Annotated in this window: 21 protein-coding genes; 4 read left to right on the top strand and 17 right to left on the bottom strand. The window is 44.3% G+C overall.

The features are described from left to right. Positions 1-13: 13 nt before the first annotated feature. The 9 genes from BMZ56_RS18250 to BMZ56_RS18290 form a co-directional block, all read right to left on the bottom strand. The gene (locus tag BMZ56_RS18250) at positions 14-598 is read right to left on the bottom strand and encodes a gluconate 2-dehydrogenase subunit 3 family protein (protein ID WP_090629101.1); all 585 of its coding nucleotides are present in this window, start codon (positions 596-598) and stop codon (positions 14-16) included. Between the two features lie 147 nt (positions 599-745). After that, the gene (locus tag BMZ56_RS18255; protein ID WP_245893288.1) at positions 746-1,768 is read right to left on the bottom strand and encodes a glycosyltransferase; all 1,023 of its coding nucleotides are present in this window, start codon (positions 1,766-1,768) and stop codon (positions 746-748) included. A 290-nt stretch (positions 1,769-2,058) separates the two neighbouring features. After that, the gene (locus tag BMZ56_RS18260) at positions 2,059-3,522 is read right to left on the bottom strand and encodes an O-antigen ligase family protein (RefSeq protein WP_090629104.1); all 1,464 of its coding nucleotides are present in this window, start codon (positions 3,520-3,522) and stop codon (positions 2,059-2,061) included. A gap of 24 nt (positions 3,523-3,546) precedes the next feature. Further along, complete coding sequence (locus tag BMZ56_RS18265; RefSeq protein WP_090629106.1) at positions 3,547-5,721, bottom strand: GumC family protein; 2,175 nt, start codon at positions 5,719-5,721, stop codon at positions 3,547-3,549. Between the two features lie 18 nt (positions 5,722-5,739). After that, positions 5,740-6,417, bottom strand: coding sequence for a TolC family protein (locus BMZ56_RS18270; protein ID WP_177195207.1), 678 nt, complete (start codon positions 6,415-6,417; stop codon positions 5,740-5,742). Between the two features lie 414 nt (positions 6,418-6,831). Beyond that, positions 6,832-7,872 (bottom strand): UbiA family prenyltransferase, encoded by a 1,041-nt coding sequence (locus BMZ56_RS18275; protein WP_177195208.1) that lies wholly within the window; start codon positions 7,870-7,872, stop codon positions 6,832-6,834. Between the two features lie 25 nt (positions 7,873-7,897). Further along, positions 7,898-8,920 carry a glycosyltransferase family 2 protein gene (locus tag BMZ56_RS18280; RefSeq protein ID WP_090629111.1) on the bottom strand — a complete coding sequence of 341 codons (1,023 nt, stop codon included), beginning with the start codon at positions 8,918-8,920 and terminating at the stop codon, positions 7,898-7,900. Beyond that, positions 8,913-10,103, bottom strand: a complete 1,191-nt coding sequence (locus BMZ56_RS18285; protein ID WP_090629113.1) for a glycosyltransferase family 4 protein — start codon at positions 10,101-10,103, stop codon at positions 8,913-8,915. Before BMZ56_RS18285 ends, BMZ56_RS18280 begins: the two co-directional genes overlap by 8 nt. 39 nt (positions 10,104-10,142) lie before the next feature. Further along, a complete protein-coding gene (locus tag BMZ56_RS18290; protein ID WP_090629114.1) occupies positions 10,143-11,969 on the bottom strand; it encodes an ABC transporter ATP-binding protein in 1,827 nt (608 codons plus the stop codon). A gap of 209 nt (positions 11,970-12,178) precedes the next feature. Here BMZ56_RS18290 and BMZ56_RS18295 point away from each other — a divergent pair, with 209 nt between their 5' ends. Continuing rightward, positions 12,179-13,045 (top strand): beta-1,6-N-acetylglucosaminyltransferase, encoded by an 867-nt coding sequence (locus tag BMZ56_RS18295; RefSeq protein WP_090629116.1) that lies wholly within the window; start codon positions 12,179-12,181, stop codon positions 13,043-13,045. 4 nt (positions 13,046-13,049) lie between these two features. Here BMZ56_RS18295 and BMZ56_RS18300 read toward each other — a convergent pair whose 3' ends face one another. The 5 genes from BMZ56_RS18300 to BMZ56_RS18320 form a co-directional block, all read right to left on the bottom strand. Continuing rightward, positions 13,050-14,135: a sugar transferase gene (locus BMZ56_RS18300; protein ID WP_090629118.1), complete on the bottom strand. Its 1,086-nt coding sequence runs from the start codon at positions 14,133-14,135 to the stop codon at positions 13,050-13,052. Then, a complete protein-coding gene (locus tag BMZ56_RS18305) occupies positions 14,119-14,508 on the bottom strand; it encodes a response regulator (RefSeq protein ID WP_090629119.1) in 390 nt (129 codons plus the stop codon). Before BMZ56_RS18305 ends, BMZ56_RS18300 begins: the two co-directional genes overlap by 17 nt. A gap of 233 nt (positions 14,509-14,741) precedes the next feature. Then, a complete protein-coding gene (locus BMZ56_RS18310) occupies positions 14,742-15,383 on the bottom strand; it encodes a transmembrane-type terpene cyclase (RefSeq protein WP_090629121.1) in 642 nt (213 codons plus the stop codon). Between the two features lie 168 nt (positions 15,384-15,551). Further along, positions 15,552-18,959 (bottom strand): DUF1080 domain-containing protein, encoded by a 3,408-nt coding sequence (locus BMZ56_RS18315; RefSeq protein WP_090629123.1) that lies wholly within the window; start codon positions 18,957-18,959, stop codon positions 15,552-15,554. A 25-nt stretch (positions 18,960-18,984) separates the two neighbouring features. Continuing rightward, positions 18,985-20,256: a Gfo/Idh/MocA family oxidoreductase gene (locus BMZ56_RS18320; RefSeq protein WP_090629125.1), complete on the bottom strand. Its 1,272-nt coding sequence runs from the start codon at positions 20,254-20,256 to the stop codon at positions 18,985-18,987. Between the two features lie 155 nt (positions 20,257-20,411). Between BMZ56_RS18320 and BMZ56_RS18325 the strand changes: the two genes are divergently transcribed. Together BMZ56_RS18325 and BMZ56_RS18330 are read left to right on the top strand one after the other, a co-directional pair. Continuing rightward, entirely contained in the window at positions 20,412-21,686 is a 1,275-nt protein-coding gene (locus BMZ56_RS18325; RefSeq protein WP_090629126.1) for an ROK family protein, read from the top strand. A 9-nt stretch (positions 21,687-21,695) separates the two neighbouring features. Further along, complete coding sequence (locus BMZ56_RS18330; protein WP_090629128.1) at positions 21,696-22,457, top strand: 4'-phosphopantetheinyl transferase family protein; 762 nt, start codon at positions 21,696-21,698, stop codon at positions 22,455-22,457. Here BMZ56_RS18330 and BMZ56_RS18335 read toward each other — a convergent pair. Both BMZ56_RS18335 and BMZ56_RS18340 read right to left on the bottom strand, forming a co-directional pair. Then, a complete protein-coding gene (locus BMZ56_RS18335) occupies positions 22,445-23,644 on the bottom strand; it encodes a glycosyltransferase family 2 protein (protein WP_090629129.1) in 1,200 nt (399 codons plus the stop codon). The genes BMZ56_RS18330 and BMZ56_RS18335 overlap by 13 nt on opposite strands. Before the next feature lie 76 nt (positions 23,645-23,720). Beyond that, on the bottom strand, positions 23,721-24,179 hold the full coding sequence (locus tag BMZ56_RS18340; protein ID WP_090629131.1) for an NUDIX domain-containing protein: 459 nt from the start codon (positions 24,177-24,179) through the stop codon (positions 23,721-23,723). Positions 24,180-24,339: 160 nt separating this feature from the next. Between BMZ56_RS18340 and BMZ56_RS18345 the strand changes: the two genes are divergently transcribed. Continuing rightward, positions 24,340-25,335, top strand: coding sequence for an acyl-ACP desaturase (locus BMZ56_RS18345; RefSeq protein ID WP_090629133.1), 996 nt, complete (start codon positions 24,340-24,342; stop codon positions 25,333-25,335). Here the strand turns inward: BMZ56_RS18345 and BMZ56_RS18350 are convergent. Then, on the bottom strand, positions 25,316-25,879 hold the full coding sequence (locus BMZ56_RS18350) for a DUF1543 domain-containing protein (protein ID WP_090629134.1): 564 nt from the start codon (positions 25,877-25,879) through the stop codon (positions 25,316-25,318). The two genes, BMZ56_RS18345 and BMZ56_RS18350, sit on opposite strands and share 20 nt — an antisense overlap. Positions 25,880-25,894: the final 15 nt, after the last annotated feature.

The following is a 25,894-nucleotide window of genomic DNA, read 5'->3' on the forward strand; positions in this document are numbered from 1 at the left end:
TTCCTATTATCGTTCAAGTTGTCGCCCACGCTTTCTGACCTTTATTGATCGTAAGGCACGGTGTATAGTTGCCAGGTATTGCATCAAATGCCAACCCTTGAGTAGCACCAATCTCCGATGTGCAGTACCCTTCTACAGTTAGCGATTTCAATAGTTGAAAGAATGTTCTCCCGAATAGTTTTCTCCTAACTTTGTTGAGCAATGGTATGTCTATCAATGAGCTGTCCTGCTGTTCCAACCACCGCATCAATTTAACACATTCGTCGTCAGAGCAGACAGGAATGGACCGATTAAACCAATTCAAACTGTGTTGTTGAACCCGTTCCAAACCCTTAATAAAAGTATATTGCTCGGTGTCAGACATACAGTAAATCACCATATCTATGATAAATTTTTCTACGTGTACATCTTTCGCGCCAGGTGTATCTGTACGGGGTAGTATGGTCTCGGCTAATGCAGCTATGGCATTACCACTTTGCTGTAAGGACGCCAGATCCGTCGGCCCTCGCCTTGTAAGTAGCCACCATTTGCTAGCAAGCCAACACATCAGCGAGGCTGCCAATAACAGTAAGATGATGATAATTCTCCTTCTTGTCATCGCATAAAACAGGTTTGTTACGATCTGTATTTACTCGTTCTATTTCTCTCTATTTGTTTTTTTGCATTGATAGCGCCATGATTCGCATAAGCAATCCGTTTGTTGCGTTTGACAAATCTCGTTCGTATTGCAGTATGTTATCGATATTCATTTTCTTACTTTTTCAAGTGCCTGATAGATAGCGCTAACAGAATTTTCCCAAGTATGCTCACGAGCAAATGCCTTACGTTCTTCCTGCAGTGTGTTACAGTCCTCGCGAATGGCCAAGTCAATCAGATTGAGATAGTCTTCATTGCTGTTTGCTAAGTAGGTAACCGATGAAAACATCTCCATAGCATGCGTCTGTAGCGCAACCACTGGTTTACCCATTGCCAGGTATTCATCGACTTTCCGAGGATAATTACCGACGGTTAATGGCGTCAGAAATTGGGGATTTAGGCATACGTCAAAACAGTTAATATAACGCGGCAAATCGGAACTGCTCTTCATTCCTAAAAACAAGACGTTAGGTAGGTTATGGAGTTTGCTTCGTACAAATTCGGAATCTTCAGGTCCCACCAAAACCAGCGTCCAATCGGGCCTTTTCTTTGCGATATATTCCATCGCTTCGATATCCAGTCGACTGCTATGCAGTACCCCCACATACCCGATAATCTTACCAGTCACTTTTTTCAGCTCAGCAGGTTTTTCTCGATCAAAACTCACATACAAATCATCATTAAAGCCTTGACCAACAAAATACGAATGGTCATTATACTGTTTGCAATAATTTGTCAAAAACACGGAGTTGGCCACGCATAGATCCGCGTTTTTGATAACAAGTGGTTCGAGACGGCTGCCGTGCTTATTCCAGTAAGGTGCCGCAACGATGAAATCACGCGAGTAATATACGCTCTGGCTAGGATTTAGGTATTCTTGTAAGTAATGGCATTTAATAACTTCATTGTCATTAAAAAGAATAAAATCGTCAAAGCCCAATTTCTTGAGATACCAGTTGATGACCCTTGCAAAACGTTTATTGTTTATCCGATTAATTGCATTAAAGATGGGCACATTGTCTAACCAATTAACGGACTCCACGATGCAATCTGGATATAATGTCCATAAATTGTCCTTTACCTGAAAAAAACCTGATTCCTTGCCTTTTATAATCTGTAAGCGCTGTTGCACCCAGGGGGTTTTTCCAAGCGAGACCGACGTATACCGGTCTAATGGCGAATTGACATACAATACTTTATTTTGCTTGCTGAACTCCATTGCTATATCCTTACAATTACTTCCAAGCGTTGTATCCCAAGATTGCTGTCCGACAATAACGATATTTCGATTACACATCATTGACCTGAATGTCCCGATTTTCTGCGATTACTTTCTCCGGATTTTCGTCCGTTATAAATCCCCAGGATAAAAGCTACTATTCCTGGCAAAATAAAATACTCAAACGGCATGTTGTAAAAATATCACTGTTTAATTACAGATGTTATACTACCTGTTTCATCTGGCTTCATGTCCCACCTAGGGGCTATATAGACAATAGCACATGACATCAATACAACTAATGAAGCCGGTACTCGATTGATGACTTCATTGCCGTAGCTTGAGATAAATACCCCTAGCGCACCGGAAACGAGCGCAATCAACTTAATCTTTAATATTGGGTCTCTGATGTTCCATATGATGCCACAGCATTTGCCAATGATATATAGCATCATACAAAACCACAAAGTAAGCCCTACCAGACCATACATGGCCCATACTTTCACCCAATAACTATCCGGCTCGACATTGGCTAGAAATGTTCCTGGATTATAGATCTTCCCATTTGCACCAATTGAGCCTAATCCACCGCCAAATGGCTTGTCCTGCAAATAATCCCGTAGCGCCAATTGTGAATTCATACGCACCTGAAAGGAAGCATCCTCTGTCGGATTCAAAGCAGTCCGCAACCTTCTAACATGATAATTACCCTGACCAAATGATGTATACTTTAGAAACATTATCAAACACAGCAACATCACCAACCCAACTGCTAAGATCTTAAAATTTTTGGTCAGTAGAAGACCAACTAATACGCCACTTAACACAAAAAAAGCACCCCGTGTTCCGGAGATCATCATTCCATAAAACAAGACGACACCTGCTATTACCAGGAGGGCACGTTTCCAATATGCAAATGGCCCGATGGCTAGGATAAAACAAATCAACACAAAATGCGCTTGAGAAGCGCCGAACTGACCGGCATCTGAAAAAAACGAGAATACCCTGAGCTGACCAAAAATCATATGGGTTCGAGCGTTCTCGGTCAAAAACTCCATTTCGCCAGGCGACAATGTAAAATAGAGTTGCTTGATACCATTTAATGTTGCTAATAGCGAAAAAATGATACCAATTTTAAGAAATGTATTCAAATGTTTCTGGCTACGGAAAAGTAACATTGTGAGTGGAATGGTTAACAAAGGAACCAACGCAGTTGTTCTGATTTCATTAAGCCACCCCATTACACTAACGCCCGATGGATTGGCGATTTGAAGCACACTTAGTCCAAACCAAGCAACCGTCAACCAAACAATATCACTGGACAAAACCGTCCATTCATTTTTATCGCGATAGAAGACAGTAGCTATCCATGTCAATAAAAGCAACAGTTCCTGACCGATACCCCATTGGATATTTAAACCTAATTCCCTCGAAAAAAAAAACAATGTGAAACCGTACCCTAGCAAAAAAAACAAACCAGTTATCGGCCTACGAAACAAAACCGTCAAGAACACCACTGCTACCGAAATGAATATGGTCAAGAGTGGCACTAATTCACCAACATAAGCAGTCAAGTAGCCGACGGCTATCGCACCGGATAACAGTACACCGCAGAAGGTTATCTTATAGAATAGAGAATCGGTTCTACTATCTGAAACCTGCCTCATAATATTATACAATAATGGGTTTAATTAAGCGCTTTTCGGTGAGAAATCCGTCTCTACCTTATTCAACACCCATCCTTTAAAGCCCGGATATTGCTTCAAATACCCTAAATAACCTATGGCAGAATTATCTATTGTCCGCCCAGCCTCAAAAACGGCTAAGCTCACATCTGAAAACATCAGCCATTCTTTTACTTGATTGATACTGGTGAAACTACCAACATCGATAATGATCAAATCGAATTGCTCCCGTAATAGCTTGAAACCTGCAACCAGATTTTCATTGTCTTGTCTTTCAAGAATAGAACTATTATTCCGATTACGCTGCAAATTCGTTATTAAATCCTCCGTTTGAATCTTACGCTCGATCAAAAAAGTTTCAAACTGTTGTTCGGCGGGCGATTCATTGCTCTTGGGCTTATCCGATGGATCGTTTACGTCATGCAACACTTTTGTATCTTCACCGATCAATAACACCTTTTTGCCGATCATTGCAAACGCATAAGCGAGACTGCCTGCCACAAATGACTTGCCTTCTCCAACCCCCAGGCTTGTGATCGCCAAAATGCCACATTTCCCTTTTTCCAGTTCCTTATTCAAGTCAAACCGTAACGTGCGTAATTGGTCTCTGTAAAATTCATATTGGGGATTCGACGCCGCCTCTTCCCAAATGCGCCGGATGTTCGTCCGTTTGGTTTTCACACGATTTAGAGATACGATGGTATCAATACCACTTATCAGCTTGAGGTCATCCGAATTGTGTATACGCCGATTAAGAAGACAAAGCAACGTCAGCACTGCCAAACAGAAGAAAAGTGTTGATACGCCCGACAACCCCATATACATTATTTTTTTCGATTTACTGGCCTGTCCAGGCAACCCAAGTTCAACAATGTTTAAACGGGTACCAACGTCTGATACGAAGCCCGCCTGATTGTAACGGTTCAATGCTTCCATATATTCGCTTGTGGCCAACTCGGCTGCGCGCTCGTAATTTTGCAAGCTTGCGTCCGTTGGGACCATTGCACTATATCGAGCCCGAGCGGAAGTAAGTCCAGCATCGATTGTCCGGATACTACTTCGAGCCGAAGACAGCTGCGTTTGCAGTTCCATGACTTGCTGTTGAAGCACCTGTCGGCTCTCGCGCGGATTTCCGAATGATCCGCTTGCTGCCGCATTAGCTACTACACGTCTTTTGGCTTCCTGCAAGGAATCTATCCGCTGCTTATCACGTTCCTGGAAATTGTTATCGATATACCGCTTATTGGCGAGGTCAAGCTGCCTATCCAATCCAATGATCTCATTGTTATATTCAACAGTATTTGATAGCGAATATCCACCATTTGGGTCATTCAGTCGCCTATTAATATCTGCGATCGCCCCCTGAATGGATTCAATTTCCGCTAATTTGTCCGATCTTTTTGCCTCCATCGAGGATACTTGCTGGTAAAGCATACCCGAGTGTGTGGAGGAGTTCAGTACTCCACTGTTTACCCGATAGTCCCGTAGCTGGTCGTTTTTTTCCTGCATGACGCGTTCCTTTTCTTTCAGCAAAGAGTCGAGCATCGAAACCGACTGATGGCTGCTCTGAAACGTTACGTGTTCGTAATAATTGATAAACTCGGAAGCTAACGTATTGGCGGCAAACGCAGCAAGTTCCGGCTGCTCAGCGAAGAAGGTAATCCCCAGAAAATCGCTTTCTCCGTATCGGTTCACCTGCATGCTATTGGTAAGAAACCCCCGATCATAGCCCGTAGCGGAGATAAAATCAAAAACCGGTTTAACATCGGGATCGCTCGGCACCAATGGAATATTTTCTGCCAGGCACTTCCTGATCGTTGAAATGAGTGCCTGTTTCTCTGAAGCAGTCATCGTTTCTAACACAGGATTTTCGCGTCTGAATCGATTACTTTCATTTTCTAGATCATGCAACGCCAGCCGGTAAGACACCTTGTCCATAACCCGTTTCATGCGTACCATACCCATCATATTCGAATAAGTTTGCCGCGACTGACTGGCTAATTCCGATCCGCCGTATTTGGCCGCATCGGTCATTCCCGTGGATATTACGGTCTGTGCCTGGTAAACGTCTGGCAAATCCTTAACGAAATAGTAAGTAACCGCAACCGCAACCGCCGGAACTAATATAATCAGCCAGCTATAGCGTTTGTAATAACGGAGCAATTTGGGAATATCAAACATAACTATATCACTTAAAGATCACTTAACTTCTTCTAATTTCACGCCGACGAGCTCCTCAAGGGCATCTTTAGCCATCAAGTAGTTTACCTCTGTCTGAATCAAGGCAGAGTTAGTGCTTGCGACATTAGCCCGGGCCGTCGAATAGGTATCGAGATCGAGTTCTCCCAATTCAAATTGGCCCTGTAACCTATCAAACAGACTTTTCGCATCTTGGGCAGCAGAAGTCTTATTCTTTAACTCACTGGTCAGTTGAACATATAAATAGTACTTGGCCTTTACATCATTCTCGAGTATGTTATCAAAATCTTCGTTCTCTAAACGTGCGATCCTCAACTGCTGCTTAGCTTGACGGATACGGAATGGCCTGGCAATGAAACTACCTAAATTTAGTCCGACACCTACCTGAAACCCGTTGTACACATAGGGATTTATTGGATTGATCGAAGGTCTGTTATTCGGCCGATAAATATAGCTCGCGTTAACCAAATCCAAGTAGCCCAAGGCTTCCATGGTGACTGTAGATTTTGCCATTTTCTCATTCTCTTGGCTAATTTTCCGCTTGGGATAGTTAGTCTTTGCCAATTCAATCAATTTATCTAACATCGCATAATCCAACGTTCTAATAAGAGATTCCTGGGCTTGACTCCCAAAACAGAGAAGGTACAGTGGTAATAATATCAATATTCGCTTTGTCATAGTTTGATTTCTTAATATCCGCTTCAGAGATACACTTAAATTAATAGTGATTTGTTTTGCTAAGTACATGACTATAAATTCATAGACACGCAAAAGTATAGCTAATCAAAAAATATAGTCGAACCTTACAGCCTCTTTATTTAATTATGTAGCAGAACAACTACATGTAGCGTGGATGGCGCCAAAATCATTTATTGGCGATGTATTCGGTTTGATTTTATTCACGCAATTAGAAATTAATGAGCATTTTACGTAGGTTTGTCAACCTGTAACGGTCAAATCCGACATTACGAGGTTGCCATCTTTTCTTCTCCACGATAGTGCTGCAAATTTGTGTAAACGGAAGGGTAAAATTGACGGCAACCGAAACTCCTAATTTCGTAGAGACCAGAAAAAGTAACGCCAACCTATGTGTTATGCGATACGTTTTATCGCGACCAGCAATTTAAAATATCCCCATCTTACTGTCATAGAGAAATCTCGTATGGCTATGAATGCGATTTTATGAAACAGTAAGGTATGTATAACCAACACTACCCATGCCCATGGCTGCGTATATGCCGCCGAAACCAATAATCCCACCGGCAAGAAAAACTGATAAAAGTCAAGCATCGTTATTTGCCAGGGCTTATTCTGTGGAGCGAGTATGAAGATGGGGTACTGCTCGTATTTTTTGAATCGTATGCCAACCAATGCAAAATATACAGGAAGAAGGAAGAACAAAATCGGTTGTGAAATATACACGAGCACCACGGCAAAAGCAACCAACTCGGTGATTACAATAATTGTGGCAACCGGACGAAATCCAGCTGTATCCACTTTACTAGCAAAGGTCCGGGTATTCGTCTGTATATCGTTGGCTTTGTCCATAAACTGATGCCACAAAATGCCCCTAAGGCCAAAGGCGAACGACCAAATGGCAACCGATATAAGCCATGTATAATTAATTTGTACGTTGGCGACGTGGCAAACCATTGTAACCATTAGCAAAGAGGGAAACATGTGGGCACCAGATGCATCACACAATACGCCCAACACACCTTTTGTCTTCCATCGGAACGGACGTAGGGAATACAAACTGAAGACGAGCCAAGACATTGAATAAAAAATAATGGATATCGTATCCATTTTTAAAAGTACCATGGCTATCACACCCAGCGCAATACATACAATGGGAAACATCCAGCGCACGTTCCGGTGGATTTTGGCCATCCTATTAGGCTTACCAATTGCCAAGTCTTCATCAATGTCGGTAATATCATTAATTAAACTGACGTAAGCGGCACCGACCGCTAAAGCCATGAGTAGAAAAAGGCAATAAGGGGCAACTGCATAAAGTGGGATTCCATACACAAAAGTGGTTGCATAAGCGGGAAATAGCAGTACGGGCAGCTTGTGATCCCACCAGTCATGTGCGCGTATTGCCCCCAATGAATGATCGATTCTTCCTTTCAAATCCATGACGTTTGTGTATTTTTAATCATGTTCCTTCCTGCTGCATCTTGGTAGTGGAAACTGCACTGATTACTCTCCATTTAATTGCACGCCAGCGATTGGCTATCGCTACTCCCAATAACCTAAAAATCTCTTTAAATGCTTGAAACGGCATTTCAGCAAACGATAGCCGAACAAATTTCCATGTTTTCTTCACATTCCAGTTCCGGATGAGCGCATACTTAGCCAGTTCCATCGCATCCAATACGTATTTCTTTCTGAGTATCTTCAACTCTTCAACCGTCAAGAATTCACGATATATATGAATCAGTTCCAGATCATCCTCCACCACCGTATCCAATACTTCTTCCCGTTTTTTACCATCAAATATATTGTGCTCATGAACATGTTTGTTCCACAGTTTTTCCATTGTAAACGCGGCGCGGCATCCTTTTTTCTTGAATATCATATCAAGATATAAGCTCCAGTCCTCACCTATTCGCAACTTCTTATTCCAACCGGTCAAAATGGACGACCGCTTCATCACGACCGCCGACGAGGGAGAAGGGCACGATAACAGATACAAGCGTCTCAGCTTATTTTCCGATAGGACGACCCATGAGGAACTGGTATTTAATTTTAGGTGCGGTTTTATAAAAGGACTGATAAACGGATCGCCTAACAAGAAATCCTGTGGGTTTCCATCTCGACAACCCTGATACCAATTGGCAAATACGAAATCAGCATTATATTGTTCGATCGCACCCACGCATTTTTCCAGAAAATCAGGGTGCCAGGTATCGTCGGAATCTAACGTGGCAATTAACGAGCCTTTGGCACGGGCCAAGCCGGTATTTCTTGCAACAGAATGCCCCCCGTGCGGTATTAAGACGTATTCCAATCCCTCCAGATTGCCGATCAATGCGTTTGTATTGTCTTCGGAACCGTCGTCCACCACGATCAACTGTACATGCGGATAAGTTTGGTTCCACACGCTGTGAATAGCTTTTAAAATCAAACTTGCTCTGTTATAGGTCGGTATAATTACCGATACAAGTTGCTTACCCATATATGTGTTGTTCCAATAAATCTGCAAAAATCCGTTCAGGCGAGCCGGGAACTCTATTCCGGATGGACACCGCTGCCTGCTTACCCATCTCGCGCCACCGCTCCCGATGCTGCCAGGCCCGTTCTAAGGTTTCTTCGAATGACCTGTCACTCGCATAACCGAGGAACCCCGTAACGCCTTCTTCAAGAAATTCTTTGTTGCCACCCACATCTGTTGTAATAACCGGTCGGCCGGCCATCATGGCTTCCACAATAACCAATGGCAAGCCCTCTGTGCGAGACGGAAGCACTAGTGCATGCGACTCTCTCCAGACTTCGTAAATATTGTTCACCTCTCCCAAAAACGATAGCTGCTCAACTCCCAACAGCTCCACCATCTGTTTCAGCACCAATTCGTCCGGGCCGGATCCTACTATCACCACACGCAACGGACGGTTTTTCCATTTCGCTTGACTTAATGCTCTGATGAGGATATCCTGTCCTTTTTCGACCAGAAATAGCCGACCGATGCAGCAGAGTTGAAAAGTGCCCTCCGTAGCCGGATAGGGAATATATTCCGTTGGCTTAACGGGGTTGAAGATTACCCGACTATCCGGTAAACGAATCCCGAACTGTTCTTCGGTAAGCTGTTTGTTATGTTGCGATACGAAATAGCACCCGCGCGCATTGACCAACACCTCACGCATGCCTATACGATGGTCAACGGGCGGCCAATAAAAATCTATTGCTTTATGGGAAACAACAACATAGGGTATTTTTTTGACCATACAGGCATACGCGTATCCCAATCCTTCAAAATTTGCTCCCTGCGATATCAGTACAAGCTTAACACGGTAAGCCTTAAGGTAATTTGCAAAGGTCAACGCCTCGTCGGAGTAGCCGAAACTATATTTGGCAGGTGCGGTTCCGATGTGTAATACCTGCTTCATCTTCCGAACCACCTTTTGACAGGCCCGCATTACCAGCGATTTCCTTCGGTATGTTGCCAGGAACTCGACACCTTGTTGGATATGTGAAACTATTTTTGGATGGTCGTCATCAATTTGTTGCTTACAAACAACCACGTGATATCCCCGGTTTTGCAACAGCGGAACGGTCGCTGACCACAAATCTTCACATCCGCCCCACGCTGTTAAGATGGTAGAGACAATAACAACGGTATCTTTCTGATTATCAACACTCATAGTTTAGATCCAAAAGCTGGTCAATAGTATGGTTATTCGTTAAACACTTTCTTGCAACATGTCAATTTTAAATAATTCAGCATACGCACCGTTAATCTTAGCCAGCAGCTCGGGAGCCCCCTCTTGGACGATTTCGCCATCGGATAGGACATAAATATAATCGGCATGCTTAACCGTCGAATACCGGTGGCTAATGATCAGCGCCCCCCTGTTCCCAAGGTTTGCTTTAAGCGCGTCAAAGAGACTATGTTCGGAGCGGGCATCCAACGCGCTGGTGGCTTCATCCAATATGAAGAAGCGGGCCGGACTATAAAAGGCCCTTGCAGTAGCCAGCTTCTGCCATTGCCCAATACTGATCTCATGTCCCCCCTCGAACACTCTCCCCATCATCGTGTCGTATTTACTTTCAAACTCCTCAACGAATTGATGTGCGCCCGCTTGCTTTGCCGCTTGAACAATATCGCTGTGGTCGTGCTGGTGCCGTCTTATGTCGCCGAGGAAAATATTCTCCGAGGCCGTTACGTTGTATTTGTAAAAATCCTGAAATACGATACTGATCTGCCGCCGGTATTCCGCTAGTGAAAAGTTGGTGATATCAACACCGTTGAGCCGGACCGTTCCGAAGTTAGGATCATACAGCCGGGCAAGTAATTTAATCAAGGTTGATTTTCCGGAACCGTTTAAGCCCACCAACGCCACGACTTTACCCTGCGGAATAACTAGGGAAACGTCTTTCAATACATCCTTGTCTGCATGTGGATACTTGAAATTCAGGTTTTCTACCTGTAGTACCCCTTCACCGTCTTTTACATCCGGTATAGGTTGTGGCGATTCCGGCTCAGGCAGCTCGCTTTTCAAATCAAACAAATCAAAGATATATTTGACATAAATATTATTCGTATACACGGTGGTAATGCTTCCCATTACTTCTTGGAGGTAACCAAAAAACATGGGGAACATCAACAGAAAAATAGCAATATCGCCAGACGAAACACGGCCGTCGATTGCACCCATTGCAATGAAATAGATACAGATAAAAAAACTCAAGCTGGTTAGGGAGCCCAGGCCGGCTTCTGAAAAAGTACTTTGCAGACTAATCCGCAATCGCTCTGCGACCAGCTTCTTTCTGATACCGAAATACTTATCTTTGAAGTAGTCACCTAAATTGTAACTTCTGACCTCTTTTGCGGAAACCTCTGATGTAATGAGCTGCCCATAATAAGAAGCCTGACGTTCAAGCGGTGTATTCTTTATACGAAGTGCATTTTGCTTTTCTGAGAAATAAATGCGAACTAAGAACATGGGGACAATAAATGCGATAAGGATCGGAAGGAGCCGCCAGTCGATCGTGATAATGACCGTAGATGCCGCAACGATTTTGAGCCCACCGTTCATCGCATTGATCAGTCCCATAATAATTGCATTGGGCCGACTACCGCCAGCCTCTTTCGCTAGTTTCAGGGTATTGAAATATTCCGGATTTTCGTAGTAAGCCATATCTAGACCAACTGTATGGCGATGAATCCTATCGTCTATTTTTTCGGAGATCGTAGTCGATTGCAATTCCGAAAAATAGGTAGAAAACGAATTGACTATGCCATGGAGTACGGATGCACCACCGGCTATAATTACCTGCTCGATGATACGTTGCCTATATACTGCCGATCCAATTTCAAAACTTGACACGACATCCACCAATACTTTTAACGCATATAGCGACACAAATAGCAGTCCGGTAGATGCAACCATCAAACAGATGACCATCACCGTCATACCGGGTGCTATGGACCATACTAATTTTAGCGTTCTGCCGAACCTTAGATCAGAAAACCGACCGAGATAGTAAGCAAGCTTGGTACGAAACATCAATTATTTGTAAAATTGTAAATTCTAGATACGACAACTTATCCAAACTCCCTCTATTTAAAGGGCACAACACACACTGAAAGAAAACATAGGCGAAACAAGTATTATACTGTATCTTTGCAAAGATTAATATAAATTACATTATCCGTACTGGAAAACAGTTTACATTTTTGGTTTTGTAGAAAAAAAATGACAACCCGTTTCGTGCCATGCCAACCATTGCTCACCTGATTCTTGGACATTGCCGACCAAACCAATTGGCTAGATTAGTACGAAATATTATCCATCCGGACGCCGTAATTTTCATTCATATTGATAAGAGATCCGCGCTTGATGAGTTTCTTCGTGAATTAGCGCCCTATCCTCCTGTTAGGTTTGTTAAAAAACGTATACCGGTCGTTTGGGGCGGCTATAGTATGGTACAGGCTACGTTAAACGCCATAACCGAAATTCTTTCTCTTTGTCCGCGTTGTGATTTCATTAATCTATTAAGCGAATCCGATTATCCGTTGAAAAGTGCACCTGCTATACATCGCTTCTTTAAGCACCACTTAGGAAGATCATTTATGGAACTGCATTTCATGGGTTCGCCCTGGTGGGAAGAGGCCCAGGTGAAAATCGCAAAATACCACCTTGTTAACTACCGCTTCCCAGGTAAATACCTAGCAGAACGATTAATAAATGCGATTACCCCTAGGCGAACGATTCCCTCGGGCTTGGTATTTACCGGGCGTTCTCAATGGATGACGCTATCCGCTGAACACGTGAAATATATTATGTCATTTGTAGCTGAAAATCCAAAAATCATCCGGTTTTTCAAACATACTTGGGGACCCGATGAGTTTTTTTTTCAAACCATCTTGTTCAGCTCCCGCTATCGAAACGAAATTATAAACGATAACTTAAGGTATATTGAATGGGTAGATGGAAAGTCAAGTCCTGAAACATTAACCCATAAGGACTTGGATGCATTAGTTAATTCGGATAAACTATACGCAAGGAAGTTTAATTCCCTTCACGACGCCAAAATATTGGACGCTATTGATCAGTTTATTTTAAACAACGGCGACGAATAGCTAATTATACTTTTTCTTTTTGAATGAGCGCGGGAATGGTTTTCATGAAAACCTTAAAATCCATCCAGAACGAAAAATTATTAACGTAATAATTGTCTAATTTTCTTCGTTCTTCATCCGACATATCGCTTTTTCCCCGCTTGGTCACTTGCCATAGTCCGGTAATACCTGCAGGTCCCAAAAATCGCATTGACCACTCGTCCGAAGTAAGCATTTGCGCCTCATATAAAGGTAATGGGCGATTACCAACCAGGGACATGTCGCCTTTTAGTACATTAAGTAGCTGCGGGAGCTCGTCTAAGCTGGTGTTCCGCAGAAAAGAGCCAAGCTTTGTTACGCGTGGATCATCTTTGATCTTTACAAATGCCGTTGGCGATCCGTTGTTGGCATATTGATTTAACGAAGCAAGTTCCGCCAATTTCTTATCTGCGTCTACACGCATTGACCGAAACTTAAAAAAATTAAACACTTTATAACCGGATCCGGCCCGTTTGCTAACGTAAAAAACAGGTCCTGGAGAATCCAATTTGATTAAAATCGCAACCAATATCATAATCGGACACGCGGCCAGCAACAAACTACCAGCAACCAGTATATCAAACAAACGCTTAGACAATGGCATCCGGTATTCCTCATGAACCTTATTAGTTGTTATTGTTCTTGACTTATCATCCAATAGCTTAAATTTGACAATAAACCTAAGGCGTTCCTGAATATTTACGACATTAAATGGGTAAAAGTAGATATCGTTGACGCGGGAAAAAAAAGTCTTCAAGATGGCTTCCTTATTATTCTTAAAAGCAAGCAAGATGATACTTATACCTTTATTTGCCGAACTGTTACGCAATTCGGATACAAAAGAAAACAACGGGCCAATATTATCTTCAATTTCCAATAATAGAATATCTGGAATCGATAATAACGATTGTTTCTTTAAATATCCTGCTAAGACTTCCAATTTATCAAATTGGATAATATCGATGTCTTTATGCAGCGTCTTATCTAACTCCCCTATAAATTTGCTGCCTAAGTAGGCTATTGAAATTGTTAAAAATTTATTCTCCTGACGAGTCTCAGTTAACAAATCCATAAGTCGGCGTTTTAAATATGCTTACGATAGTTTCCTTTAGTACGAGTGGATCAAAGGGTTTATGAAGACATTGATTGACGGTGTAAGGCAGCCCCCCCACTTCCTCAATAATATTTTCGGAAGCGGACAGCACAATCACTGGGATTTCACAATATAGTCCGCTTACCTTAAGACACTTGAGGAATGATTTACCATCCATCTGTGGCATTACCCAATCCATGATGATTAAATCCGGAATTTCTTGCTTTTCTAACCAAAGAAACGCCTCATAGCCATTGGCAGTGGCCTGAACATCAAACTCCTTCGATAATATGAAATGAAGCAGTCGCTGTATGGTTGGCTCGTCTTCTACTAATAGTATTTTTTTCTTCATGCGTTAAAGGGAATTCAGAAGCTATATTTCGGGAACAAATCTCTATGATTTTTCATAAAAAAAGACAAAAAAACCTGCAAATCAATTCATTTGTAGCGAATCCACTACAATGCAAACTTCATCTTGACAGCGGTAACCGAGTCAGTTATAGCGAATGATAACCGGACATTATGGGCCGTTTTATGGAAAAAAGGTAGTTGGTTGATCGACAAAAGCAATATGTATTCGGCTTACTATGTTGATTGAAACTTTGGAGTTTTTATTTTAAATAGCATATAGCTATAGATTACATCCAAAAAGAAGCAGATGGCTCCAAGGACGAGCACCAAATTAGTCAGATCAGCATGACCTATGACACCAAATAAAACGGTATTGGCAGCGGTTCCGATGCCCTTACTTATTGCCAGTAAAAGACTTTGGCCACGCTTGCTTTTTCGCTCAATTAACATCAATATAAACAATACCGACATTAATACATTTTGTAAAAAAGCCGAATAAATCGCACCATCGGTACCTCCAAATTCCTTAACAAACGCAAACTCTATGAACATCGAAATAAGGAGCACAATCATGCTATACGGCATAAAATAAGCCGGATTTACATAGTTCTTAAAACTTTTTTTGCCATATAAAAAATAGGTGATCAATATAAGTATATCGAATAGTAGCCAAACGATGTTGATATAGGACTGCGGACTAAAACTATTGTAACGTACACTATACGCAGACTGCATAAATTCCCAAGAAAAATTGAGTGCTAATGCCCAAAACGGAATCGCAAAAGTCTTTTGTATAAAGCCCAAACGAATCGCTTCAATGTATGCCAGCGTCCATGCCAGGCCACCCGTCAGTCCCAAAATTGTAGAGAAATCCATATCGTGTCAATAGTTACTTTGGTGATTCTGTTTTTTGACCGAACAAATCCATTTAACAAACATACAAACTATTGAACGTTTCCATAACGAATTGTAAGTAAATAAGTAAGGCCGGTATCGTATCTGTTTACGAATACCGGCCTTACTGCGGTTATTTCTCTGAACTGACTATAAACGTTTCACCCGGATATTCCGGAAATACACTTCCGACCCATGTCCAAGGAAACCAATATGGCCGGATTTACGGGTCAATCCCGGATGTTGCTTGTGATCAAGCGTTCCATTTTTAGAAGCCTCTGCCAGGTCGCCGTCCACGATTACCGTACCATTCAGTGTCACGCGGATCTTGTTGCCTTTTAGGTAGATCTCTTCTTCGTTCCATTCTCCAACCGGTCTCAAATGCCCCTGTTTAGCCGGTATAACGCCGTAAACAGAACCATGGTGTTGGTATTCAGCGATGTCTTTATACATCTCCGCCCCATCATCCAAGACTTGAATTTCCATGCCTGCGTACGCTGCGTCACCTTCCAAGGGAGCGCGGATTCCGATCCCGTTGTTTGCCCCCGGTGTTAGCCTGAATTCAAAGCGGTATACAAAGTCGGAGAACTCCTCCTTCGTAAACAGATTTCCCCCAGATCCCTCGGTTGGAACGACCGCGAGGGCACCTTCGTCATTTATACTGTAAGCGTCGGTGTTGCCTCTCCAAGCGTCCAGGTTCGTCCCATCGAATAACACGTTAAAGCCTTCTCGTTTCTCATTTTCTGGCAGTGTAAACACTTCTTTGCGGGGCAATTCACGGATGTAGACATCCCGATAAAAAACGTGCGTTCCATGAGCCTGCAATTCAATCTGCTCTTTGGGGAATATTGGAAGGCTGCGATCCCAATAGTTTTCGAGCACGACACTGTCTGTCACCAATTCACCGTTAAGGTATACGGTTACACGATCGCCAACCATCCGGATACGGAACGTATTCCATTCCCCCAGCGGATTGTCAGCAACTTTTAGCGGCTTACTTTCGTGTTTCTGGTTATTATATAGTCCGCCAGAACCAACTTGGGCGCCTACGTTCACACGTGATGTATCCCAGATTTGCACCTGTGGAGTACCTCGCAGGTAAATCCCCGCGTCACCATCTTTTCCATCTTTGGCCAGTTTCCAGTCGACCAGCATTTCGAAATCACCATATTGCTTTACCGTTGCGATGTTATCGCCATGCCCGTTGAAAAACAATTCACCATTCTGTACAGACCAGCCACCGCGCATCGTTTCATCGGCCTTGACTTGTGCTTCAGCCAATGTATTGGCATCCATAGCTGCGCGTTTAATGGGATTGGCAACCAATCCTTTCCAGCCTGTCAAATCTTTGCCGTTGAATAACGAAACGAATCCGGGTCCTTTTGGTAGTTCGTTGAGATGCTTTTGGATTGCTTCACGAAGGTAACTACTTTCACTGCCCGAAAGCAGTTCAATTACTCGATTCAACAGACGGACTACGTCTGCGCCATAGAAACCTTTGTTTTCCAATGCGATATTCATCACCGTATTGGCAGCTGTCGACTTCAATTGCTCGTCGTCTAGAAATTTACCTGCAAATAGTAAGGCATTGTACGTCTTGTTGGCGTCCAACGCCCGTAATACAGACTTTTTTTGTTCGACCGTCTGTGCGGCTTCAAACGCATCCCTTAGGTATAGCACTTTCTGATCCGCAGGAATATCAGCTCCATCGATTAGCCGGACCAATCCATTGATTATTGCGTCCAGTTGACCCGAGTCTGTCACCTTTTTACGGCTTAATGCAATTAATTGAGGCAAAGCCTCTTCTCCGGTCCAGTTTGCGAGCGCAGAAGTAGCGGCGCCACGTAATAATGGGTCTCCTTGGTCCGTATAACCTGCCACAACCTGCAAGGCGTCTTTTCCACCTATTCCTGATAGTACCGGAAAAAAGAACGGCTTTTGCGTTGCGTCCGCAGCCTGAAGACGAGAAATTACGGATTGTGTTTTCGTCTCTTGGTTTTCACCAAACTCAACAGCGGCTACAGCGGCTGCCTGTATGGCCCCTGCATATTCTTTATTTTCATCCGTCAACAAATCCAGCAGCTTATCCAGATCTTCGGAACGAGCAATCTGCGGCAACGCATTGAAAGCTGCGGCTTTAACCTCTTTCGATGCATTGCTTCCAATGATATCGAGTGTCGCTGGCATACTTTCTCCTGCTCCCCGCTGCCCGAGGAAGTCGATCAACAGGACTTGCACGTCTGCATTCTTTTCATTTTTTAACGCAGTGATAACCTGCTGCGTAAGCTGCTTGTTTTTTGAAGTAAGAAACACTTGCTTGATAGCCTGGCGGGTTTGGTCGTCGCTTCCGGATAATAAGGCAATCAGTTCGCCATCTGCAGCATCCGGATCCAGTTGGTGCAGTGCGTTGACAGCAGCGACGCGCACTGCGGGCGCGGCCGATCCCAACGCTTTCCGTACCACAGGGAGTGTTTCTGTTTGCTTGTGATTTGCAACATATCGCAGTACGTCCACTTGCACTTGTTCCTCAGCCTTATCCAGTCGTTTTACCAGTTTGCTTGAAACCGTACTGTTCAGGTAGGGTGAAAGCAACCCTAAAGCGGCATTTCGGTACACGGGGTTTTCGTCCCGTGACGCTTTCAGTAGCATTTTCACCTGCTGCTCCTTGTTGATTTCGGTTAGCAAGCTCAAAGCCGCAATGCGTGTATGAACCTGATCTGCTTGCTCGGCCTCCTTAACTAACTTCGAAGCGGCCTTGCTCGCGGCCGCAGTTTCACCGTTAGCAATCTGTTTGTGCAGGTAGTTAATATATGCAGCCGTCGCTTCAGTCGGGTCGTATTTATAGTCGGCCGATTTTGCGGCATCTGCCAATAACGTTTGCGAAGCGGCTCCTCCCAGCTGTGAAAGTGCATACAAAGAGATCCTACGAAGCGCTCTATCCGACGTATTTGCTTTGGCCAAAACTACCTGTTCCGCCGGCGAATAGGACATAAAGCCCAGTCCATCGACGATGTTAACCGCTGCAATTCCTTCAGATCTTTCTAGCGCCTGCAGCAATGCAGCACCTGCACGTTCTGTTCCGATCCGGGAAAGCGCACGGGCGGCCTTCTCGCTGAGGTATGCATCGGTAAGATAGAAGCTTAGTGCATCCACCGCACTGTCATCTCCCGCGTTCTGCAATAGCTGGATTACAAATCCCTTATTGTCTCTATTGTCCAATGCCTTCAATGCTTCGATGGCTCCCTGTATAAACGTAGCGCGTTGGCTGGTCTTACCTGGTAATACCACGTGATAGCTGTAGCTGTTGGCAGCATATTCGATTCCTGCATTATTGCCTTCGCCCGGAGGAGTTAGCTGCTTAAGAAGTGCTGCAATATCCGACGCGGTAAACCGCTCTATCTGGCCCATCGCTTCTCGAAAGCGTACGGAAGTTTCGGAAGGTTGCAACGCCAGCAGGTCGGCTATCTTGGTCGTCGTAGTCCGAACATCGCTCTGTTGAGCCGATACGGGCATTTGTTGTATAAGCAACGCTAAAAGCGCATATATCAATCTTTTCATCAGAAATAATTATCATTAATTGTCTTTATATTGCCCAAGGTCCGCGCATCGGTTGATCAACCAGTCGGTTGGCTGCCTCGTCGTCGATGAACAGCTGTTTTTCCGGATCAAATTTGAGCGACCGTCCCAAACGCAGTGCCGTCGATCCCATATTGACAATCGTACAGGAACGGTAACCGTTTTGCTCATTGAGCGCAAATTTCTTACGGGTTTTCACGGCGTCGACAAAATCGGTTACCTGTGGCTCCGGATCCGGAAAAGCGGCAAGCTTGCGTTCCAGGTTAGGGATATCCGACTTGAAGCCGCGGAAGAGCTTGCCATTGGGTCCCTCGATATAAGGCATCCCAACATCCTTTCCTTCGCCATCGAGAACAATCTGGCAACCATCGGCATAGGTGTAGGTTATACGGCGCCAGGTGCCTACTGCGTCACTATGTTGCTGGGGCGCATCCACTTCCACCGAGATCGGGCTTTCATCGTCTTTATTCAAAAAATATTGAACAGGATCTATGTAATGCTGCCCCATATCTCCTAGCCCACCGCCATCGTAATCCCAATACCCCCTGAATGTGGTATGTACACGGTGCGTACTATAAGGTTTATAAGGTGCTGGGCCCAGCCACATGTTATAATCGAGTTCTTTCGGAACCTGCTCAACGGGAAGATTTTCATGACCTACCCAATAGAACTTCCAATCGAATCCGGTGTGCTTGCTGATGGTTACCTTAAGCGGCCAACCCAACATGCCAGAATCTACCAGCTTTTTAATCCGCTTTACCGGCACGTTCATCCCGTAAAAATTATCCTTAAACCGGAACCACGTATTCAATCGAAAAATGTTCCCGTGTTGTTTTACAGCTTCCACCACTCGTTTTCCTTCGCCTATTGTGCGTGTCATTGGCTTTTCACACCAAATATCCTTACCCATACGTGCAGCTTCTGCCGCCATTAGACCATGCCAATGCGGAGGGGTAGCGATATGAACAATGTCTACTTCCGGCAACTGGATCAACTCGCGGAAATCCGAAAGTTGTTTAACGCCGCTGTCACCGAGCTGCTTCATCGCCAAGGCTAAATGACGCGTGTCTACGTCACAGATTGCGACCGTCTTTGTTCCAGCATAAGCAAAATGGCCACGGCCCATTCCACCGACGCCAATTACTCCCTTTGTAAGGTGGTCACTAGGAGCCAGATAACCCTGTCCTCCCAATACGAAACGAGGCACGATGCTAAACGCTGCTGCCCCAATCGCCGCTTTTTTAATAAATTCCCGACGGGATGTGTTTTTTTCTTCCATGATTTAATTTGAATTCCAAATCGGTCTTGCAGTCACAAATTTATTATTTCCCTATTCAACGCAAAAACTTTTTGTATTTTTTTTCAAAAGAAATACCAGATGTGCAAATATGTAGCAAAATGTACAACAATTAGTAATAATATATCTATTTTTGTATGCTAATTAAAATCATTATGCCGCCGCCGTTTTTAAGTAAAGACCACGTTAAAAACAAGTCAAAGATTGAGCGAAAAAACCAAGGTTTCAAACTGAAACTGGTTAAAGCCTTGATTGCCGCCAATGGAATGACCAATGCTGCAATCTGCAAACATCTTAAAATCAGTGCGCCGAAGACCCTTGAACTGATAAATACATTAGCGGAATCGGGTATATTGGAGCAAAACGAAAAAGGGAGCTCTATCGGTGGCAGAAAACCGATCTTAAATAAGTTAAAAAGCAATACGTTTTTTATTCTGTGTGTAGAAGTCGAACTATTCAGAATAAAAATGACAATCGTCGACAACACGAACACCTTTGTATATGCAAGCTCTTCTTCATTTTTGCTTACCAAAGACTGGTCATCTGCTATCGAATTAAACCGCCTGCTTGCGGATTTCATTCAGTTATCGGGAATTGCCTGGTCGTCCATACTCGCCATTGGTATCAGTATGCCGGGACTTATAAACACCAACAGCGGCCGTAATCATACCTACATGATGAACCAGGACGAACACATGCCCTTAGAAGCGTACATTTCAACTCAATTTGGCAAACCCACCTTCCTCATCAACGATGTTAAAAGTGCGGCAATAGCCGAATTGAAGTTTGGTTTGGCAAAGGGGCGAAAAGACGTATTGGTTATTTTGATGGATTGGGGTATCGGGTTGGGAGTGATTATGGATGGGCAACTACGGAATGGCACAGCCGGATTTTCAGGTGAAATGGGCCATATGCCGTTTGTGGAGGACGGGACATTGTGTTATTGCGGAAAAAAAGGTTGTCTGGAAACCGTCGCTTCGGGAATTGCGCTGGTAAGAATGGCCAAAGAAGGGATCCAATCTGGCCAGGACTCCTTACTCAACGAGCTGTCTGAACAGGAAATCGAAAACATCGAGCCTCACCAAGTGATTGAAGCTGCTAATAAAGGTGACCAATACGCCATCAGCATCCTTTCTTTCATCGGCGAAAAACTTGGAAAAGGGATTGCCACTCTTGTGCAACTTTTCAACCCGGAATTGATTATTTTGAGCGGAAAAATCGCTGAAGCAAACCAATATATTACCATTCCCATTCAGCAGGCCATTAATACGTATTGCATGACGCAGCTTAAGAATATGGCTAATGTGGCGCTTTCAGAGCTCGGTGCCGAAGCGGGTGCCAAGGGCATTGCGCACGTTGCATTCGAGAAGTATTTTGATACGTTAATAGCTTCTATCGAAACCCACCCTTAGCCCCTGGATATGGACCATACCCTAATCATCTCCACTTGGTTACCCAGCATACAGTGGTCTGACGGATGGAAGGCGATGAAAGAAGGCATAGACATCCAACGACCGAGCCTGTGGGTAATCGATCCCAAGCCATTTCTTAATCGATTGCCGAAACACGACGGGCAACTGCTAAGCGACGACGAAACCGCTAAGGCTGAGCGCTTCCACCAAACGGATCACAAACTTCGTTTTAGCGCTGCGCACACTGCATTGAGATTACTTTTAAGCTACGCAACCGTTTCGGACCCGTCAGCTCTTCGGTTCGAAAAGGGCCATCATAACAAGCCCAAATTGGTAGTACCCGCGAATACCGATATTCAATTCAACCTGTCATACACAGAAAATCGGGCGATGATTGGATTAAGCTCGGGCCAGCCCATCGGGGTTGACATCGAATGGTCGCAGCGACCGTTGGATATTGAAACTATGGTAGAAGCTTGTTTTTCAACAAATGAGATCGCATTTATCTCCGCAGAAAAAAGGGAAGTACATCGGCGTTTTTTTACATTGTGGACACGGAAAGAAGCCATCCTGAAACTTACCGGTGAAGGCATTGGCGAACACCTCCCTTATTTCGAAGTGCTGGATGGCGTGCGCCACGCTGAAAAGCGAGTCATCGGCGGACAACCTCCTGATACCGTTTACCTTTACTCTTTTTCCGTGACGGAGGGCTTCATCGGGTGTTTTGCCAGCCCCACGCCGATCACTCGTTGCTCCTTTTATCGGTTATAGTCCGCTTTCAATGCTTGTTTCCGGCTTGACCGTTCCCAAACCGCACTTTGTCCGCCCTTGAAATAGCGAAACATGCCAGCGATGACTGCATAATTCATTATGCAGAAGTAATACGGGATAAACGTAACTTTTATTTTTAGTGCCCGGCGCTCCAGCAAAAAGCCTAGGAAGGCCAGTCCATAAAAAGCCAACTGTCCGTATAACAAACCGGTATAAATGGCCCCAGCATGGCTAAGGTGCAATAACACATTGATAACCAACACAATGGGGAGCAATATCGGCGTAACGGTCCACCGCAGTACCCGGTGGCTGATGTACTGGAACGCGAGAACTGGGTAGGCAAAGGGATTCAACAGCTGCCTAAGACGAATGATAGACTGGATTCCTCCCGCTGCAATCCGGATTTTCCGTTTCAACTCTTCCTTTACGTTTTCAGAAGCCATTTCCGTGGCAAAGGCTTGGAGTTCGTATCGAACACGATATCCTTTTCCGGCAATGCGCATTGATATCATAAAATCGTCCAAAACGGTATCCAATGGCACGCTTTCGTATAAGCTGCGCCGGATGCTGAACAGCTCTCCCGCCGTTCCGACGACGGTATACAGTTCCGAATCCCATTTTTTGAGTGCCGACTCGTACTTCCAGTAGAACCCCTCTCCTGCTGCACTCGCGTCAGCCTCTTTTCCCGCATAAACACGCTTTTCTCCGGCAACAGCTCCGATCCGCTTGTCATCATAGTGCTTGCATAACTCCAACAGTGCATCGGCATTGAGCAATGTATTTGCATCGGTAAAAACGACCACCTCGGTAGTTGCGCCACGCATGGCGCGATGCACAGCGGCGATCTTGCCAGTGCGCTCCGGCTGGTGCAATAACGAGATTGCCGGATATTCGCCCACAAGCGCCGGCGTTTCATCTGTAGAACCGTCTGTCACAAAAACATAGTGGATCTTATCCGACGGATACCGCAGACCGAGGGTATTATCTATCTTTTGCCGGATAATAGATGCCTCGTTGTAAGCTGCTACGATTACTGTACAGGATGGTAAGGTTCTGTAATCTACCTGAGAAATTTGTTGGTGTTTCGCGATTAAGCGCTTACCCAACACCAATGTATATAGTACGACTCCGTATCCAATGAACGTGTAAAAGATAATTAACAAGCTGATCCAAAACAGAAATTCCATGGTTATCGACAAAAATCCCGGCACGAATGTAGGTATTTACCGCTCATTTTAGCCTGTGGCATCAGCCGATTGGTTATCAAAATTCCAAACCGTGGCTCTTTTCCGACAGAAATGCACGCCAAGCGGCCCGATCCATTTCAAAAGTAAGGTCCTGTACCTGTAACTGATCTACAGGCACCCAACGAAATACCTGGTCGAGGTCCTTCCCATCTTCAAAATCAAAACGCTTTCTGCTAAACCGTCCTTGCAACGGCCCTTTGTTCCGAACCAGGTAATATACGCCAACCACCTGACTGTCATTGAACGCCGATTTCACGAAAAAATCGGTGGTATGGATATGGTACAAAATTTCGATTGCTACACCGCACTCCTCGTTGAACTCGCGTTTGAGGCCTTCCAGCAGGCCTTCTCCATACTCCAGGCCACCCCCCGGAAATTTAGAGAACTCCAACCCCAACTCCCGTTCGTCACTAACGAGTACTTCATTGTTATGGTTAACCAAAAATCCATATACGCGTAGCGTGAATACATCCATTTCTTGATGGTGAATTTAAAACAATACAAAAGCTTCGACGGTTATTGCTGTATATTCGCTGCCGAAGAATAGGCGTAAAAATATGATTCTTGTCATATTTTAAATATAATCGGTTGGTTAAAAAAATTTTTTCGGTGCATTTAACTACCTTTGTGGAAATATGCAAGCGTTAACACAACAAATTCCGGAAGGGTCGAGAAAAGAGGTAATGGCTTACCTAGAGCCATTTATGTTGAACGAAATGAGCGAATACTTGAAGCCGGTGGAAGAAATGTGGCAGCCCGCCGATCTTCTGCCCGACGCTTCACGCGACACCTTTTTTAACGAAATTAAAGATTTGCAAGAGAGTGCACGCGAGTTGTCCTATGACCTTGTAGCTGTATTGATCGGTGATACGATTACCGAAGAAGCGTTGCCTACGTATGAATCGTGGCTCACCATGGTTGAAAATGTCAACAAAAATGAACAAGGTGGCTGGATGAAATGGGTACGTGCCTGGACCGCCGAAGAAAATCGGCACGGTGATTTACTCAACAAATATCTTTATCTCTCGGGGCGCGTAAACATGCGGGAGATGGAAATATCTACGCAATATCTGCTTCAAGATGGCATTGAGATTGGTACGGGAAATGATCCCTACCGCAACTTTATTTATACTTCATTCCAAGAATTGGCCACCAACGTTTCCCATAGAAGGGTAGCCGGATTAGCAAAAAAAGATGGCGATAAACTGTTGGCCAAAATGTGTGGTGTCATTGCATCTGACGAGGCGAGACATGCCAAAGCGTACATGTCATTTATTTCCAAGGCAATGGAAGTTGACGCCAGCGAGGTGATGGTGGCGTTTGAAGACATGATGCGTAAAAAGATCGTCATGCCAGCTCATTTACTAAGGGAATCAGGCGAACCACAAGGTGAAGCCTTTACTCATTTCTCGGATGCGGCACAACGACTGGGTGTATACACAGCTATTGACTATGTGGATATCCTGAAAGAACTGTTGCGTGAATGGAACGTTGAATCGATTAAGGAGCTGAATGAAGCCGGTGAACGCGCCAGAGATTACTTGGTACGACTGCCGGACCGCCTTTTACGACTGGCCGACCGGATGAAAATGCCGGAACAGCATTATCGCTTCAAGTGGATTCATGCATAAGCTTGCTTAGTTTAAGGTACCCGGGATGCAGTTCGTCGGCAACTGCCCGTTCTGCTTTTTCAATCACAATGACAAATTGTTCTTTCGCTCCCGGCGTGAGCACATCGTCAATTTCATAAATATCATCCACATCAACCCCATATTTATCGTCGATATGGGATGAGATAGTATGCTTCCAAAATGCCTGATCTTTCGACTGCCGGACGGCTTCCGCCGCATCAGCGGCTACAGACAGACATTTATAATGGTATTCCTCGAAATCATTTTCTTTATAACCTCCCAGATTGACAAAAAACAGCTTACGGTCTTTTTGGCTTCTATTCCAATCTTTCCGCTGTTTCACGCGTATCGTGTAGCCATCCACGACCGTCACTTCCCGCCAAGCGTCGATATGTATTCTGCCACCGGCTTCGGGCCAAAAATCAAGAATTTCCGGCACCAACTCCTTCAATGAAGTCCCGATACCGAAGAAGATATCATGTTGCTCGGTGTGCCGACCTTCCGGCTTGCATCCCACTAATAACATATAAAGCTTACGATCCATAACAAAGGTATCTTT

The sequence above is a fragment of the Parapedobacter indicus genome (assembly GCF_900113765.1).
Lineage (GTDB): Bacteria > Bacteroidota > Bacteroidia > Sphingobacteriales > Sphingobacteriaceae > Parapedobacter > Parapedobacter indicus.